This is a genomic window from Devosia enhydra (genome assembly GCF_900119845.1).
Lineage (GTDB): Bacteria > Pseudomonadota > Alphaproteobacteria > Rhizobiales > Devosiaceae > FPKU01.
On record NZ_FPKU01000002.1, the window covers coordinates 102,996 to 117,432 of the forward strand.

A 14,437-nucleotide genomic window follows, 5' to 3' on the forward strand; every position below is an offset into this window, starting at 1 on the left:
ACCGGGTCAAGCCGGGTCGGATGTCCCGGTCTCAGCCGGTGCGGCAACGACGAGCGAGGTGCCCATCGCCTCGGCGAATCGCTGGAAGAAGCCATCGATGACCTTCTGGGCCGAATGGCCGATGAGGCCGCGCCCGAGCTTCATGATCTGGCCCGATGCACCCCCGGTGGCGGTGAAATCGAGGCGGGTGCCGCCCTCGGCATCCGTGAGCACGATGTCCGCTGCTCCCTCGGCAAGCCCCATGAGCCCGCCGCGTCCCCGCCCCGAGAGCCGGTAGCTCACGGCCGGCTCGACATTCGAGAGCGTGAGATCGCCCGAGAACACAGGTTTAAGGAGCCCCAGATTGACCTGGATGTCGAGCGCCAGCGCATCCGGACCGGTCCAGGCGATGGATTTGCAGCCGGGGATGGTGCGCCTCAGCACCTCGGCATCGTTGAGGGCCGACCAGACCGCAGCGCGAGGTGCCCCCAGCAGATAATGGCCGCCAAACTGCATGGTCAGTTCCGTTTCATGGATAAATCAGGCGCAAACCTAGCCGTCGCCGCGGCTCGGTACAATTGCGTGGGAGATCGACCCTTTACCTGCGTCTTTTTGGCACCAATATCTGCAAAACCAGCGCCTGGGGCCGGTCGCGACATTGTGTTGCCCAAGCCAGGGGGGAATCATCGCGGCTCAATCGCCGCAGGAGACGGGGAACTCATGACCGCCGAACCGACCACGCCAGCCACCGCCGCCGCCATCACGACCGCCACCCCCGCGACGTTTGGCGACAAGCCGCTCGCCTATCTCGATCGCGCGGTGGGTGCGATCCGCCAGATGGGCATCTGGCCCGAGCAGCAGGGCGAACAGCCGATCACTGGGCTTCTCGAACAGATCACCGGGCTAGACGAGACGCGCGTGGTGCTCATCGCCCGCACGCTCACCCAGGCCAGCGCCTTCAACGAAGTCGTCCGCTCGCAGATCGCGGCGATGAACATCGGCGAGCGCTACGAGGACATCACCAACAATTTCAACTCCATCCGCGACGACGCCAAAGGGATGGTCGACCAGCTCGACGATGGCCGGCTCGACCTGCGCGAGCGCGTCTCGAACGTCTGGATGAAGATCAGCCGGGGCGATATCGCCACCCGCTTCAACCGCATCCGCGACATCTATCTCGAGGTCTCCAGGGAGACCAAGAACCAGATTGACCGCGAACACACCATCCTCGAGGCCTATCGCGATTTCCGCGGCGCCCTGAAGCAGGCCGAGGTGATGGCGCTCGAACTGCTCGCCCTGGCCGAGGAAAAGCTCAACGCCCGCAAGAGCGACCTCGAGGCGGCTTCGTCCGCGCTCGCCGCCTTCACCGAAGGCGCCGCTGCCGATCGTGCGCGCCTCGAACTGGCCCGCGATGAGCGCCTGCGCGACCTGCAGAACGAGGAGCGGCGCTACCAGATCGTCAAGGACCTCTCGGACAATCTGACGATCTCCTACTCCACCTCCGAGGTCATCATGGCCCGGCTGATGCAGACCACCAACGCCAAGGAGCGCGTCTACCAGCAGTCGATCTCGTTCTTTTCGACCAACGAGACGGTGTTTACGGCGCTCTCGGCCTCCTTCACCGGCATGTTCGGGCTCAACGAATCGACCCAGACGCTCAATGCCATGAAGGAAGGCATGTCCAAGAGCCTCGAGACGCTCTCGGAAATCGGCGACCGCGTGGGCGAAGAGGCGGTCAAGGCCGGCTATGGCCCCACCATCCGCGCCGATGCGGTGAAAAAGCTCGTCGACAGCGTCGTGAGCTTCCAGGAAAAATCGCGCACCATCATCAACGAGATGCGCGTGCTCTCCACCAAGAATTCCGCCGAGATCCGCGACGCGGTAGAGGACGGCAAGGCCCGCCTCGCCCGGCTGGCGGCGGAAGGCAATGCGCTGATGCTAGAGGACAAGCAGGTCTGACGATGGCGCTCTATGCCCGGCAGGGCCGCATACTCGCCACGACAGGCAATCGCGACCGGCTGGCGGAGATCCTCTCCGCCGGTACCGCAGCCATGCCCGGTTGCCGGCTCTATCTCGTCATGACCGATCCGGCCGATGCCGATGCGGTGCTGGTGACCGAAGTGTGGGACAACGAGGCCGATCATGCCGCTTCGCTCGCCCTGCCCGCGGTGCGCGCCGCCATAGCCGAGGCCCGGCCGATCATCGCCGGGATGGACGGGCGGGCGCTGAGCGTGGTCGCGGCCCCCGGTCTCGCCTGAGGAGCCGGAAGGATGACCGACATCGCCGCCCCCTCCCAGACGGGCAGCGCCGCCTCACCCAAGGCGCCGCTCGACGACGTCATGATGGCGATGGACGTGGTGGACACGCTGCGCCACCAGCAGGATATCGCGCTGCGCGAACTCGATGCGGCCGCCCGCGAGCAGCAATTGATGGCGCGGCTGCGCGATATCTATGGCCAGCAGGGCATCGCGGTGCCCGACCACATCCTCAAGGAGGGGGTCAAGGCGCTGGCCGAGAGCCGGTTCGTCTACACCCCGCCCCGCCCCAGCCTGCAGGTTTCGCTCGCCCGGCTTTATGTGCGCCGCGGCAAATGGGGGCCGCCGCTGGCCGCCATCGGCCTTGCCATTCTCGTCGGGCTCGGCGGCTATTTCCTCGCCTGGAAGCCCTATCAGGCCAGCCAGGTCGAGGCCGCCCGCATCGAGCTTGCCCAAGGCCTGCCGGCCCAGATGGACGCGTTGTACGAGGCCATCTACATCGATACCAAGGTGCAGCAGGCGGTGACCGAGGCCGAGGCCTTGCGCACCCGCGGCAAGACAGCGGCGGCAGAGGGCGACCGGGCCGGGGCCGAAGGGGCCATCGCGGGCCTCACGCGGCTGCGCGACACGCTGCGCCAGGAATATGCGCTGACCATCGTCAACCGCGAGGGCGTGCAGTCGGGCTTCTGGACCTTTCCCGAGATCAATACCGAGGCGACCAATTATTATCTCGCGGTCGAGGCGCTCGACGCCGACGGCAAGGCCCTGAGCCTTCCCATCCGCAACGAGGAAACCGGGGCAACCGACACCGTTTCGATGTGGGGCGTTCGCGTCCCCGAGCAGGTCTATCGGTCGGTCGAGGCCGACAAGCGCAATGACGGCATCATCCAGCGCAATGTGGTGGGGCTCAAGCAGTTCGGCTTCCTCGAAGTCGACTACACCATGCCGGTTCTGGGCGGGGCGGTAACGCAATGGTAACGTCATGACCCTTTCGGGCCCCGAAGCCATGCGCTCGCTCGACGATGCGCTGCGCGACATTCGCCGCGAAGAGGATGATATCGCCAAGCGCCTGGCGCGCAGTGCCGATATCCTCGCGCGTATCCGCCAGACCGAGGCCGATTTCCTGCGCCAATTGGCCACGATCAGGCTCGATCCGGCCACCCAGGGCGAGATCGCGGGCGATATCAGCCGGGCCGAGGCCAGGGCGCGCGACATGCTGAAAGCCCATGCCGACACGCTGGGCAAGGCCGAAGCCGATCTCAGGGCGGCCGATGCAGCGGTGGCGGCCCTCGCCGGCGAGCGGCGCAAGCGGCTTGCCGAGATGGAGCAGTTGCAGGGGCAGCTCGAAACGCTTTCGCGCAAGGCGCAGGCCGATCTTGCGGGCAATGCCGCCTATGCTGCCGCCCGCGCCGATGCCGAGGACAAGGCGGATGTGGCCGCCGAGGCCCTGCGCAAGACCGAGCAGGCCGAAACCGACCGTGCCGAAAAGGGCCAGCCCTATCTCGAGGATCCGCTCTTTGCCTACCTCTGGGCGCGCGGCTATGGCACCTCGGCCTACAAGGCCGGCAACCTGACGCGCCTCCTCGATGACTGGGTGGCGCGGCTCTGCGATTTCCATCGCATGCGGCCCAATTTCGTCATGCTCAACGAGATCCCGCTGCGGCTGAGGGAGCATGCCGAGCGGCAGGCCTCGGCGGCCGAAGGGGCACGCAAGGCCCTCGAGGCCCTCGAGGATGCAGCGGTCGACGCTGCGGGCGGCGGACCGGCGCGCGCGGCGCTGGCCGCAGCCGAATCGCGCATTGCCGCCATCGATATCGAAATGGTCACGCTCGAAGATCGGCGCGACGAGGCCGCCAACGGGCAGCGCGAACTGGCTCAGGGGGCCGACCCCGCCTATGCGCAGGCGGTGGCGGCGCTGGCCGAGAGCCTCGGGCGCGAAGAGGTGCGCACCCTCCTCGCCCAGGCGCGCCTGACGCGGACCACCGAGGACGACACCATCGTCAAGCAGATCGACGATGCGCGCGCCCGTGCCGCCGAGGAAGAGGCCGAATCGCGCGACGACCGCGAGCGGCTTCGGGTTCTGGCGGCCCGCCGGCGCGAACTCGAGGACATCCAGTACGAATTCAAGAAAGCGCGCTTCGACGACCCACGCTCCCGTTTCGGAGAGGACCGGCTGGTCGGCGACCTCCTCACCGATTTCCTGCGCGGCGGCATCACCGCCGCCAGCTATTGGGAGCAATGGCGCAAGAGCCAGAACTGGCAGGGCGGGCTCGATAATTTTCGGGATGCGCCCCCCGCGAGCCTGCCCCCGCGGCAGGGAACCGGTGGTGGCTTTGCCTGGCCCGACAGCAGCTTTGGCGGGGGAGCGGCCGGCCGCTCCTCGGGCGGCGGCCTCAGGAGCGGAGGGACGACGGGTGGCTTCGGCAGCGGCTGGGGCCGATTGCCCAGGGCCGGCGGATCGGGCGGCAGCAGCAGCGGCGGCGGATTTTCCCGCCCGCGCACCGGCAGTTCCGGCTCGCGCAAGTCCGGCGGCTTCAAGACGGGCGGCGGGTTCTAGCCCCTGTTCGTCAAGGACTGCTCCAGTGCGCGCCACGCTGTGCGGTATCGCGCATCGATAGTGAGCAGCACGCCCCAAAACGCCGCCTCAGTCCCGTCACCCAACACCCCTGCAAATCGCGCGCGAAAGCGAGAACTGCGCTTGCACCGGGGCTTGCGATCGCTATAGTGCGCCGCGCTCGGCCGGGTATTCCAGCCCCGGCACACTGCCGTAAACGGCAGCCGAGCACGGGCAAGATACTGCCCTCCCAGCGGCTCGCCGCTGTGCGGAGAGATGGCCGAGTGGTCGAAGGCGCACGCCTGGAAAGTGTGTAGGCGGGTAACCGTCTCGAGGGTTCGAATCCCTCTCTCTCCGCCACTTGCCCCCGCGAAAGCGTTCTCCCGATCCGGCTGCGGGCGGATTTTTCCGTTGTTTTCGAGGGTTATGCGGGTGGAGCTGAACACTGGCCCGGCCGCAAAGAGGGCCGGAAGCGGTCTCTCAGGGCCGATATTCTCTGGACCTCATGACTGGCACATTCCGGTGTTCAGCTTGCAACCACCTGATGTATAACAATTTTCTAGACGGCGAGCTGAGCATTTCGATGTCTGTGGCATTCGCGAAGATGGGACAGACATCGAACTCACGCCTAGCCACCCTCAGCTTGCAAATCACGGCGGTTTGAGGCCGAGAGCTTTTAGCTTTCGACTGGTTGCTCGCCCACATAGCCACCTTCGACGGTCTTACGGTGGCAGCAGCGCCCGTTCGTGTGAGGCGAGCGCGTCGATCCGCGCTCTGCCGAGTTGCCGACAACCAGAAAGATCGACCAGGAACCGCACCCCTGAAACGCCTGCCGGGAGTGGCGGCCTGATCGCTGGGATCGTGCTCACGTCATAAACCCGCGCGGAGGAGGTTGCGCGCGCCAAGTCGAAAGACCAGCCAAGCGCCGTCTGCATGTCGCGTCCTAGTGTATCGGCCACCACCGTGCGAAGCTTAATGATGAGGTCATGAACCTGAATGCGTGCCTCGATATCGGAAACGAGATCTGACAGCGAGAAACCGCCTCCGGACGGCTGGATGATGAACGAGGCCAGGATTCCCATCGTGCCTGCTGGAGGATTAGCCTGCTCGAACGAGACCTCATGTGCCCGGCGGTCCGTGGCGGTTGCCTTCGCTTCGAGACGGAGGGCGCCGATAGCGAAATCGTAGCGCTCGTCTTGGTCTACACGCCAAGCGCGGACAGCGGCGGCCGGGTCGGCGGCGGCCCGGATTACGAGCAACTCGCCAGTCAAACCGATTAGCGGCCTCCTTGGCGGCCTGGCGAGCCGCTGAAAAAGGTCCACCACTCGGTCGACCATCTCGCCAACAGCAGCCACCGTTGGAGTGGCGCCGAGTGCCGAGGCGAGGAATTCCATAGTGGTGAGAAAGTATCGCTCGACAGCGCGGTCGCGCGATCTGCAGGCGACGACTGTCAGGTTCTCTGTCCGGACGTCGCGGTCACGTTCCTCAATGCGGCAGGCGATGCTAAAGCGCGCCTCGATACCCGCGAGGAGCAACGGCACTCGGTTTGAAGCGCCTGAGGTCCGGATCAGTAGTGCCGCACAACCGGAGTCGTCCCGCGCGACGTAGTAGGTTGGCTGAGAAGGAGCAGGGATGACGCTGAACGTGCCAGGCTGATCCGGCCGAACCAACCGTTCAAGCAGGTCAACGAATTGGGCGGTCAAGTGGCATCATCCTGTCCAGCTTGCAGCTGCACCAGCCACTCCCGCGCAAGTTCCGCTGGAATCCGGATGGCCATCAATGGAGCTGCCCGAGCCTCAACTGCTCCACCGTCGGATCTCGCCAGATCGAATTGGTGGATCTGAATCGTCGGCCGGTCGTTCATGGCGAATACTGTATCGCCCGGGTACGCATAGCCGCCTCCGGCAAGACGCGTCGGGCCTTGCTGGAACCCCTTCTCAAGGGTGCCTGATGCAGAGACGATACGGCGAGCTCCTCGCGCTCGAGGCCGCATGCGGTAGACAGCGACGGTCGCATCGGGTGCCTGGCGAAGAGCCTCACCCAGCATGACGAGCGTCCCCGTGAAGTTGGCTGTGTCACGGGGGTCTTCAAGCCTGTAATCGGAAAGCATATCGATCACTCGGATAAGCGGGACCTCCCGGGCTACGAAATGCTTCTGGCTTTCCTCATCTGATCTGTAGGTGTCGATGTCCTCGACGAACGCAAACTCGCGTACGAAACCTTCGAGAAGTTCGGCATTCGCATTTCGAAGCGCCTCTGCGATAAGGGCGCCGCGCTGCTGGGTCCATCCTCCTAGGCGCGTCGAACGGAAGTACGCGTCGGAAACGACGTTGCGCCTGCAGGGCTGCAATGCGGCATCCAAGACAAACCGGCGACGCCACATGTTTAGGCCGCTTGGTTCTGTCTCCAACCGTTTCAGTTCCCGCCGCATTAGGTTCTCGTGCTCCACGTATCCTTCGAAGGCCGACCGCGTGACCGTTTCGAGCCAGATGCGGCAGATGCCAAGATACTTACGCTTGTATCCGAAAAAGCGCGCCCGCTGCTGCAGCGTGTCGGCGTTCCCCACTCCGACGCCACGGGGCATGTAGGTGACCGTCAGGAGGTCCACGGTGAAGCCTCGGTCGACGGCTTGCCCGCCAACCAGGATCCAGCCCTCGGCGTCTCGCCAGTTAATCTCCGGCGTTCGCGGACGACCGTTCGTATTGAACTCAATTATGGTGGTCTGTCGGAGCGACCTCGGGAGCTTAGCGAGGACATCCTCAAACGCAGGAAGGTTCGCGTCGGTCGTCGACAAGTGATCGTAGGCGGCCCGGAAATCCTCGACAAGTTCAATCCTGTCAGGGTCTGCTTCCGGCAAGCGGAGCGCAGTAAGCCACGTCGTCTTTGCCTCGGTCACCCACTGTACGACCTGCCTATGGTCCGCGCGAAGTCGAGACGGATGAATGAGCATGGAGCGACGTCGCCGGTCGCGGATCAGGCTGGCCGCGAGGCCGACGAAGAAGACCCGCACCGCCTCCAGCATACTATCTGGGGGATCATTTCCCGCGGCGATGTCCTGCGGCGGGATGTCCCTGATGTAGGGAGAGCCGGGAGCGAAGAACTCTTGGCCGCCAACGTAATCCGCCCCAGGGTCGAGCACCTTGGGGAAATCCGGGGACAGAACGTCCGCGATGTTGATGAGGAGAGGCGCCTGCGGCGTGGCGGTGTACTGCAGGTAGGTGTGGCAGGGCAACGCGTCCCGGAGTTCTCGAAGTCTGGTGTAGGTGGCGCTCTCGCCGCCCTGCTGGACACGCGTGTTGAGGCTAGCCTGGTCGGCCTCGTCATCAATAACGAGGACAGGCACGCGCCGGAGGTCCAGCCTACGGAGCAGGTCTGTCAGGCTTTGAAGGCGCTGCCGCTGCTTGAGTACGGTCAGGATGAGCGTTGCCCGTTCATCGTCCTCGAGTTCGTTGTCCTGCCATGCTTCGATGGCCTGCCTGATGGACTGCTCGTGATGCGCGTCGGTGGCTTGGATGTTCTTTTGCATCTTCCACGAGGGAAGCCCGTCACCGGCGTGGACGTTCAGGTCTTTCTCGAGTCTCTCGTGCGACTGGTTTAGGAGGTTAACCTTCGTCCCGGCGATGACGATGACCAACGGGAAACCGTTGTCCCGCGCCAGCCCAATGACGGTGGTGAACGACATGGTCTTGCCGCTCTGCACGTTGCCAACCACAAGCCCGGTTGCTGAGCCGTTAGGCTGCCTAGGATTCACGCCTCGACCAAGGATCTCGGCTGCGTCCGCGATAAGCCTTTCCTGGGACGCCACATCAACGTTGCTGCGGCGGACGACACCGGTCGCCTCCTCCCCCTGAACTGGAACCCACCTCATCTGCGGATTGGGCGGAGTCGCAGGCAGCGGGATTGCTTGTGCCGGCCGCGGCGCCGCGGCGTCATTATCTTGTGTCATGCGCGCGACAGAGCCTCTCGTAGGATTTCGTTGACGTTGCGCCGGATGGTGCCGGCCAGCTTTACGCCAGCTCGGCGGGCTAATTTCTCCGAAATCGCGATCGCGGAGCCAACGCGGATCAGTGCTTCGATGTTATCTGGGTCGGTCTGCGCGAAGAGCACCATGAACGGGTGCGTCATGGCGATACGGATCTCCAGCCTTTCCGCCCCGTCCTCGTTGGCCTGCCCGTCGCTCACCGTAAGCCAATCGCCCTCTGCGGGATCATCTGAAAGCTCGATGCAAATGATCCAAGTTTGTCCGCGGAACTCTACCGTCAACTCGCGCCGCGCAAGCGTCGGCTGCGGCGCCAAAGGCGCCTCCTGGGTTTCGACCGGCACGGCGTCGGCGACCCGCGGCAGCACATCCGTGATCGAGTCCTCGATTAGTTTCGTGGTCCGCTCCAATGCCCTGCTGGCGGCGGCGGCGCGATCGCGTTTTGTTGCTAGTGCTCGGAAGGCATCAGCCTGCCTAAGCAGCGGCAAGTCTTCGCTGTCGAGGTGCTCGCGGAGCAGTTCCAGGAATGGCTGCTCGTCCTCGTCGTTCCAGCGAAACCCATCCTTGGTGTGGCTAACCTCGAATCCATCTAGTTCCAATTCCCCGAAGAGGCGCAGGAAGCGGTAACTCCCGGGGAGCTGGAAAATGAACTGAGGACGGTAGCCTTCTTCACCGCTTCCCTGGATTAGCCTGCCGCGCCGGAACAGAGCGAAGCCTGTTCGGGAATGATTACCGGGATCACGGAGCGCGGCGAAACCCTTAACCGTTTGGCCCTGCCCGAGGTCGAAAGAGATCTCTTTCTTCCAGGTTCTCGGCTTACCGCCTTCCTCGCGAGCATAGGGCGCAACAAGGATGTTCGGTGGCTCGTATACTAGTGGCTCGCCATTGAAGTGGAGGTCGAGTGTCCCATTCCTGACGAAGACGCGGTAGATGTCGGTCAGGTGCTCCCGGATCTTGCCAATGGTTCTTCCTACCGGGATATGGTGAAGGCCCTCCAGCACAATCTCGGTGTAGTGGGCATCCTGCGTGGCGGGCGCTTCGTGAATGTCGAGTTCCTCAATGTCGTCGTTGACGATGCGCTCGATGTCGAACCTGACAGTGCGCTCAACGGTTTCACCGACCGCCTTCGTCCGCACGCGCCAGTGGCTGGAGAACCAGCATGCCGCACTCTTCATCCCCATGCCGAACTCGCTTAGGCCGGACGCATCCAGCGGCACAACGGCGGGACGGAATGCTCGCGGAAACTCCGATCCGGCAATGCCCGCGGCGTTGTCCCGGATGGTGATCCGGCCGGGCGGAGTGGAATCTATCTCGATGGAAACCCGCACGCGTCGCAAGCCGCCGTCAGCATTTGAAAGTGCTTCGCGATTCGAGAGGTAGCTCTGGATGGCATTGTCAACAAACTCGGCCAGCGCAAACCACGGCTTGTAGTTCAGGTAACGCAGGACCGCGAGTACGCTCACACCGGGGCGAATATCGACTGTAGTAACCGGCAATTGGCGGCCCCTCTCTAAAAAAGCAGACTCTTAGGCCGCCGGTATGAGCTCCTGAGCATTTCTCCCATCCCTAGCAATCCGCGCTAAAGGAGGAGTCTGCGGTTCGTTGCAGAACTCTGGCCTAGGGAGCAAAGCAGCAGCAACAGCCGCGATGACTTCGACATTCACTGCGTTGCCAAGCGCCTTGTGCGCGGCAGTCTGGTTCTCCGGGAGATGCTTCAACTGTCCCATGCTCTGGAGCCGTGCGCATTCACGCATCGTCATGTAACGGCGCTCCCAAGGAATCACCGGTACCTGACTTGTTGTGAGTGCGACGAGCGACGGTGCTGCGGTCGGTCGCTTTGCCCTAATCCCGGATGCTCGAAACTGAATGACTGCTTGCCAAAGATCGCGTGGACCGCCCTTCCAGTTCCACTCAAGCTTTTGGAAGCTCGGAGCGAAATCTGTTATACTTGGAAGCCAACGATCAATCACGGCTTTGTGCTGGATATAGAACTCACGGTTTTGCCGAATGAAATTCTTTTTCCAGTCTGGAAAGCTGGCGACCTCATCTACTGCATACGCAGGAAGAGTCTTTTTTACCTCTTCGCCGTTCATGCCCTTGAGAGATCGCCCCAGCGCACCATTGAAGGCTGTAATGTGATCGAAGCCGATCGCGTGCGGGGTCCGGTCATCATAGGGATAAGTTGCGCCGAACTCCATCGCCCATATTGGGAAGGAAGGCAGGTGGGCGTCTTTCGGCAGCGCGTCGATGAGCGCCTGCCAAGTCTCCAGGTACTCAATAAATCGAGGACCTAGTGGCCGTGCTTCCTTCGGATTCTCGTCAAGGACGCTCCGGATTGTGACTTGATCAAGTTGGTGAGTCGGCTCAGGCCAAGAAAAATGGCCTAAGCCTGCCCTTGCTCCAACGATTATTGCGCGTTCTCGCACTTGCGGCACACCAAACATGAAGGGCGAGAGCCTTTTCTTGTCGACCTCGTACCCCAATTCCTCAAGTCGTGCCTTGATTTTTTCCCATGTCTTACCTCCATCGTGCCGCAAAAGGTTAGGCACGTTCTCGATAAGCAAATAGGCAGGCTTGTGCGTGTCGAGAATCTCTAGGACATAGTTGAACAAGTCGCCCCATTGCGGACAATCGAAACCTAGTTGATCGCCTGCCTTCGAAAACGGCTGACACGGAAATCCAGCGCATAGAATGTCGTGGGGCGGCACATCCCCAATCGCTTCGCGGATGTCGCCATGAGGACGAATGCCGAAGTTCTTCTCGTAAAGGTCGGCGAGCCCACTGTTGAGCTCAGAGGCAAACACGCATGTGTGCCCGAGCCCTTCAAGAGCTTGATGGAACCCACCCAAACCTGCAAACAGATCTGCGAATCTCAAATTTCCCATGTCCTATTTGTCCAAGGGAAGAGTGAGTTGACGCGCAGCGTGCTTTTCAAGCAAATCTTTGACGGCAACATTCACTACGTATTGCAATGAAAGTGGCGGGCGGTGACCCTCAGCCAATGCGCGCAATGCATCGTAGTCATCCACCTCGAGCGAGATCGAAAAGCGTCTCTTCTTATCGGTCCTGCTCATCACGCACCCTTTTGCACCAGAGTGCACCAAGTAGGTCGGCTTGTCGATATCTGATTCTCCCTCTGCCAGCGCTTCTCATCTGAAACGCTCCTGCGCGCAGGGCGACACCCTGCAGCCGAACTGAGTTCTTCCCTCACAGAAGGTGTTTCCTTTGTTCGGGCCACTCAACTGGGAACGGCTCGAACACCCGCACCAGCGTCACCTCCGGACCCTGCGTGCCGTCCAAGATCGCCTGGACGATGTCCGGCGCGAGCAGCGTCAGGCGCAGGACGCGCGTCATGTATGAGGATGCGATGCCCTCGCGCTCGGCCAGTTCGGCGATTGTGGCGAACTCGGCCGATTCTAGCAGGCGCTTCCACCGGAAAGCGCGCGCCAGGGCCTTGACGAGGGTACTGTTTGTTCGGCGGCGTTGGGTGGCACTGTCTGGCGTCTGCATCTCCTTCCGCCCGCCGCGTTTCACGATGCGAAACGGAACGTGGAGCGTCATGGTTTCCGGGATCGGCGTGCCGCGGGTCATGCAGCCGCTCCCATGTATCCAGCCAGCATCTCGCGCGTGAGACCGCCGAGCCCATCCATACGGAGCCGGACGTTGAGTCCATCCGTGCCGATGTCCACGCGGTCGACCAGCAGCGTCACGATGCGCGCCTGCTCGGCGGAGAAAAGCTCGTCCCAAAGCGGATCGAACTGCTGCAGAGCCGCACGCGCGTCGGGCTCGGTGATGTCGTCAGCATGGACGCGCGCCGCCTTCCACGTCCCCGCAACGATCTCCGGCTGGCGGAACACGGCGCGGAGCTGGTCAATGACGGCGGCCTCGATCTCGCCCGCGGGGACACGACCCACCGGGCACGACCCGGCACCGTGCTTCAGCACGGTCTGGCTGACATAATAACGGTAGAGCCTGTCGCCCTTGCGCGTATGCGTCGGTGAGAACGCGGCGCCATCGGGCCCGAAAAGTAGCCCCTTCAGCAGCGCGGGCGTGTCGGCGCGTGTGCGGGCGGCGCGCTTCCGGGGGCTCTCCTGCAGGATGGCGTGAACGCGGTCCCACGTCTCGCGGTCGATGATAGCATCGTGCTCGCCGGGATGGCTTTCGCCCTTGTGGACCGCCTCGCCGATGTACGCGCGGTTACTGAGCATTCGGTAGATGTATTTCTTGTCGATCATGTTCCCGCGCGGGGTGCGGATGCCGCGTGCGCCGACTTCTCGCGCCAGTTCCGTGCAGGACCCGATCTCGAGGAAGCGCGCGAAGATCCAGCGGACATGCTCGGCGTGCTCGTCGTCGACGACGAGCTTCCGGTTTTCGACCCGATAGCCGTAGGGCGGCACGCCGCCCATCCACATGCCCTTCTTCCGGCTCGCGGCGACCTTGTCGCGGATGCGCTCGGCCGTGACCTCCCTCTCGAACTGGGCGAAGGACAGTAGGATGTTCAGCGTCAGCCGCCCCATGGAGGTTGTCGTGTTGAACGATTGCGTGACCGAGACGAAGGTCACGGCGTTCCGGTCGAACACCTCGACCAGCTTGGCGAAGTCGGCGAGCGAGCGACTGAGACGGTCGATCTTGTAGACCACGACCACGTCGACCAGCCCGTCCTCGATATCCTCCAGCAGCCGCTTCAGGCCGGGGCGTTCCAGGGTGCCGCCCGAGATGCCACCATCGTCATACTGATCGCGGACCAACACCCAGCCCTCGGAGCGCTGGCTGGCGATGTACGCCTCGCAGGCTTCGCGCTGGGCGTGGAGGCTGTTGAATTCCTGCTCCAGCCCTTCCTCGGAAGATTTTCGAGTGTAGATGGCGCACCGCAGCTTGCGGACGATCTTCAATTTGTCGGGCGGCTTCGTCATGTCCGCCCCCTGTGGTTCTTGAGGCCGAAGAATACCCATCCGTTCCACCGCGTGCCGGTGATGGCCCGCGCGATGGCGGACAGCGACCTGTAGGGCCGCCCCTGCCATTCGAAGCCGTCGGCGGTGACGGTGACGACCTGTTCAACGCCCTGCCACTCGCGCAGGAGGCGCGTGCCAGTGATCGGGCGGTCACGGTCGAGGCGGATGCTGCGCTTGGATCGGTCCCCGCCGTCCAGTTCCTCGCCCAGCCGCTCAAGGCGCCGGATCGTCTCCGGTTTCAGCCCGCCATAGGCGAGTTCCTGGATGCGATAGGCGATGCGGCTTTCGAGATAGCGGCGGTTGAACGGCGGCGGCTCGCTGTCGAACAGGTCGCGCCACTGTTGCTTCAGGTCGGGCGTCGGTGTGGTCTTGAGCGCGGCCAGGCGCGCTGGGATGGGATCGGGCGTGTTCATGCATTTCTCCGGCGAGTTGGAGTTGCATGACGGCATTGGTCGGGCGGATAGTGTAGGCAACGTTCTCCACTATCGTCAGATACTTCGTTCCCCTCGCGCATCCGCAGCCGAACCAGCCCGAGCGCCAGCAGGCCGCACAGCTCAGTGCGGCGCTCTGCCGGCGTCATCTGGTCGGGCGGGAGCGGATTGGGGCGTTTCATGTCTCGTGGCCGTGATCGGTGTTGTCCTTACCGATCAAAAGCCACCACACCTTCCGTGATGGGACATCTCACCCGACAGGATTCACGGCTGCGAACAGGTAGAGA

13 protein-coding genes and 1 tRNA gene are annotated in these 14,437 nt (G+C 63.2%); 5 read left to right on the forward strand and 9 right to left on the reverse strand.

The genetic code is table 11. The features are described 5' to 3' along the window. Nucleotides 1–6: 6 nt before the first annotated feature. Nucleotides 7–495, reverse strand: a complete 489-nt coding sequence (locus BT183_RS09630; RefSeq protein WP_072342110.1) for an SRPBCC family protein — start codon at nt 493–495, stop codon at nt 7–9. A 204-nt stretch (nt 496–699) separates the two neighbouring features. Between BT183_RS09630 and BT183_RS09635 the strand changes: the two genes are divergently transcribed. From BT183_RS09635 to BT183_RS09655, 5 genes are all read left to right on the forward strand, one after another. Continuing rightward, the gene (locus BT183_RS09635; RefSeq protein WP_244545296.1) at nt 700–1,938 is read left to right on the forward strand and encodes a cell surface protein; all 1,239 of its coding nucleotides are present in this window, start codon (nt 700–702) and stop codon (nt 1,936–1,938) included. A 2-nt stretch (nt 1,939–1,940) separates the two neighbouring features. Then, entirely contained in the window at nt 1,941–2,237 is a 297-nt protein-coding gene (locus tag BT183_RS09640) for a putative quinol monooxygenase (RefSeq protein ID WP_072342113.1), read from the forward strand. A gap of 12 nt (nt 2,238–2,249) precedes the next feature. Further along, nucleotides 2,250–3,212: a DUF6384 family protein gene (locus BT183_RS09645; RefSeq protein WP_072342116.1), complete on the forward strand. Its 963-nt coding sequence runs from the start codon at nt 2,250–2,252 to the stop codon at nt 3,210–3,212. A 4-nt stretch (nt 3,213–3,216) separates the two neighbouring features. Continuing rightward, the gene (locus BT183_RS09650; protein WP_072342119.1) at nt 3,217–4,791 is read left to right on the forward strand and encodes a hypothetical protein; all 1,575 of its coding nucleotides are present in this window, start codon (nt 3,217–3,219) and stop codon (nt 4,789–4,791) included. Nucleotides 4,792–5,058: 267 nt separating this feature from the next. Further along, nucleotides 5,059–5,148: transfer RNA gene (locus tag BT183_RS09655), tRNA-Ser, on the forward strand. A 362-nt stretch (nt 5,149–5,510) separates the two neighbouring features. On the opposite strand, the gene BT183_RS09660 is transcribed toward BT183_RS09655, so the two are convergent. The 8 genes from BT183_RS09660 to BT183_RS09690 form a co-directional block, all read right to left on the reverse strand. Beyond that, on the reverse strand, nt 5,511–6,491 hold the full coding sequence (locus tag BT183_RS09660) for a PD-(D/E)XK motif protein (RefSeq protein WP_072342122.1): 981 nt from the start codon (nt 6,489–6,491) through the stop codon (nt 5,511–5,513). After that, the gene (locus tag BT183_RS09665) at nt 6,488–8,656 is read right to left on the reverse strand and encodes a Z1 domain-containing protein (protein WP_072342125.1); all 2,169 of its coding nucleotides are present in this window, start codon (nt 8,654–8,656) and stop codon (nt 6,488–6,490) included. Before BT183_RS09665 ends, BT183_RS09660 begins: the two co-directional genes overlap by 4 nt. A 74-nt stretch (nt 8,657–8,730) precedes the next feature. Then, entirely contained in the window at nt 8,731–10,263 is a 1,533-nt protein-coding gene (locus BT183_RS09670; RefSeq protein WP_072342129.1) for an ATP-binding protein, read from the reverse strand. Nucleotides 10,264–10,293: 30 nt separating this feature from the next. Beyond that, nucleotides 10,294–11,643, reverse strand: coding sequence for a DNA cytosine methyltransferase (locus BT183_RS09675; RefSeq protein ID WP_210185459.1), 1,350 nt, complete (start codon nt 11,641–11,643; stop codon nt 10,294–10,296). Between the two features lie 12 nt (nt 11,644–11,655). Then, entirely contained in the window at nt 11,656–11,841 is a 186-nt protein-coding gene (locus BT183_RS20460) for a hypothetical protein (protein WP_143145746.1), read from the reverse strand. A 133-nt stretch (nt 11,842–11,974) separates the two neighbouring features. Further along, nucleotides 11,975–12,358: a hypothetical protein gene (locus BT183_RS09680; RefSeq protein ID WP_072342133.1), complete on the reverse strand. Its 384-nt coding sequence runs from the start codon at nt 12,356–12,358 to the stop codon at nt 11,975–11,977. Next, nucleotides 12,355–13,680, reverse strand: coding sequence for a recombinase family protein (locus BT183_RS09685; protein WP_072342135.1), 1,326 nt, complete (start codon nt 13,678–13,680; stop codon nt 12,355–12,357). The genes BT183_RS09680 and BT183_RS09685 overlap by 4 nt, the downstream gene beginning before the upstream one ends. Then, nucleotides 13,677–14,132 (reverse strand): DUF2924 domain-containing protein, encoded by a 456-nt coding sequence (locus tag BT183_RS09690; RefSeq protein ID WP_072342138.1) that lies wholly within the window; start codon nt 14,130–14,132, stop codon nt 13,677–13,679. Before BT183_RS09690 ends, BT183_RS09685 begins: the two co-directional genes overlap by 4 nt. Between the last annotated feature and the right edge of the window lie 305 nt (nt 14,133–14,437).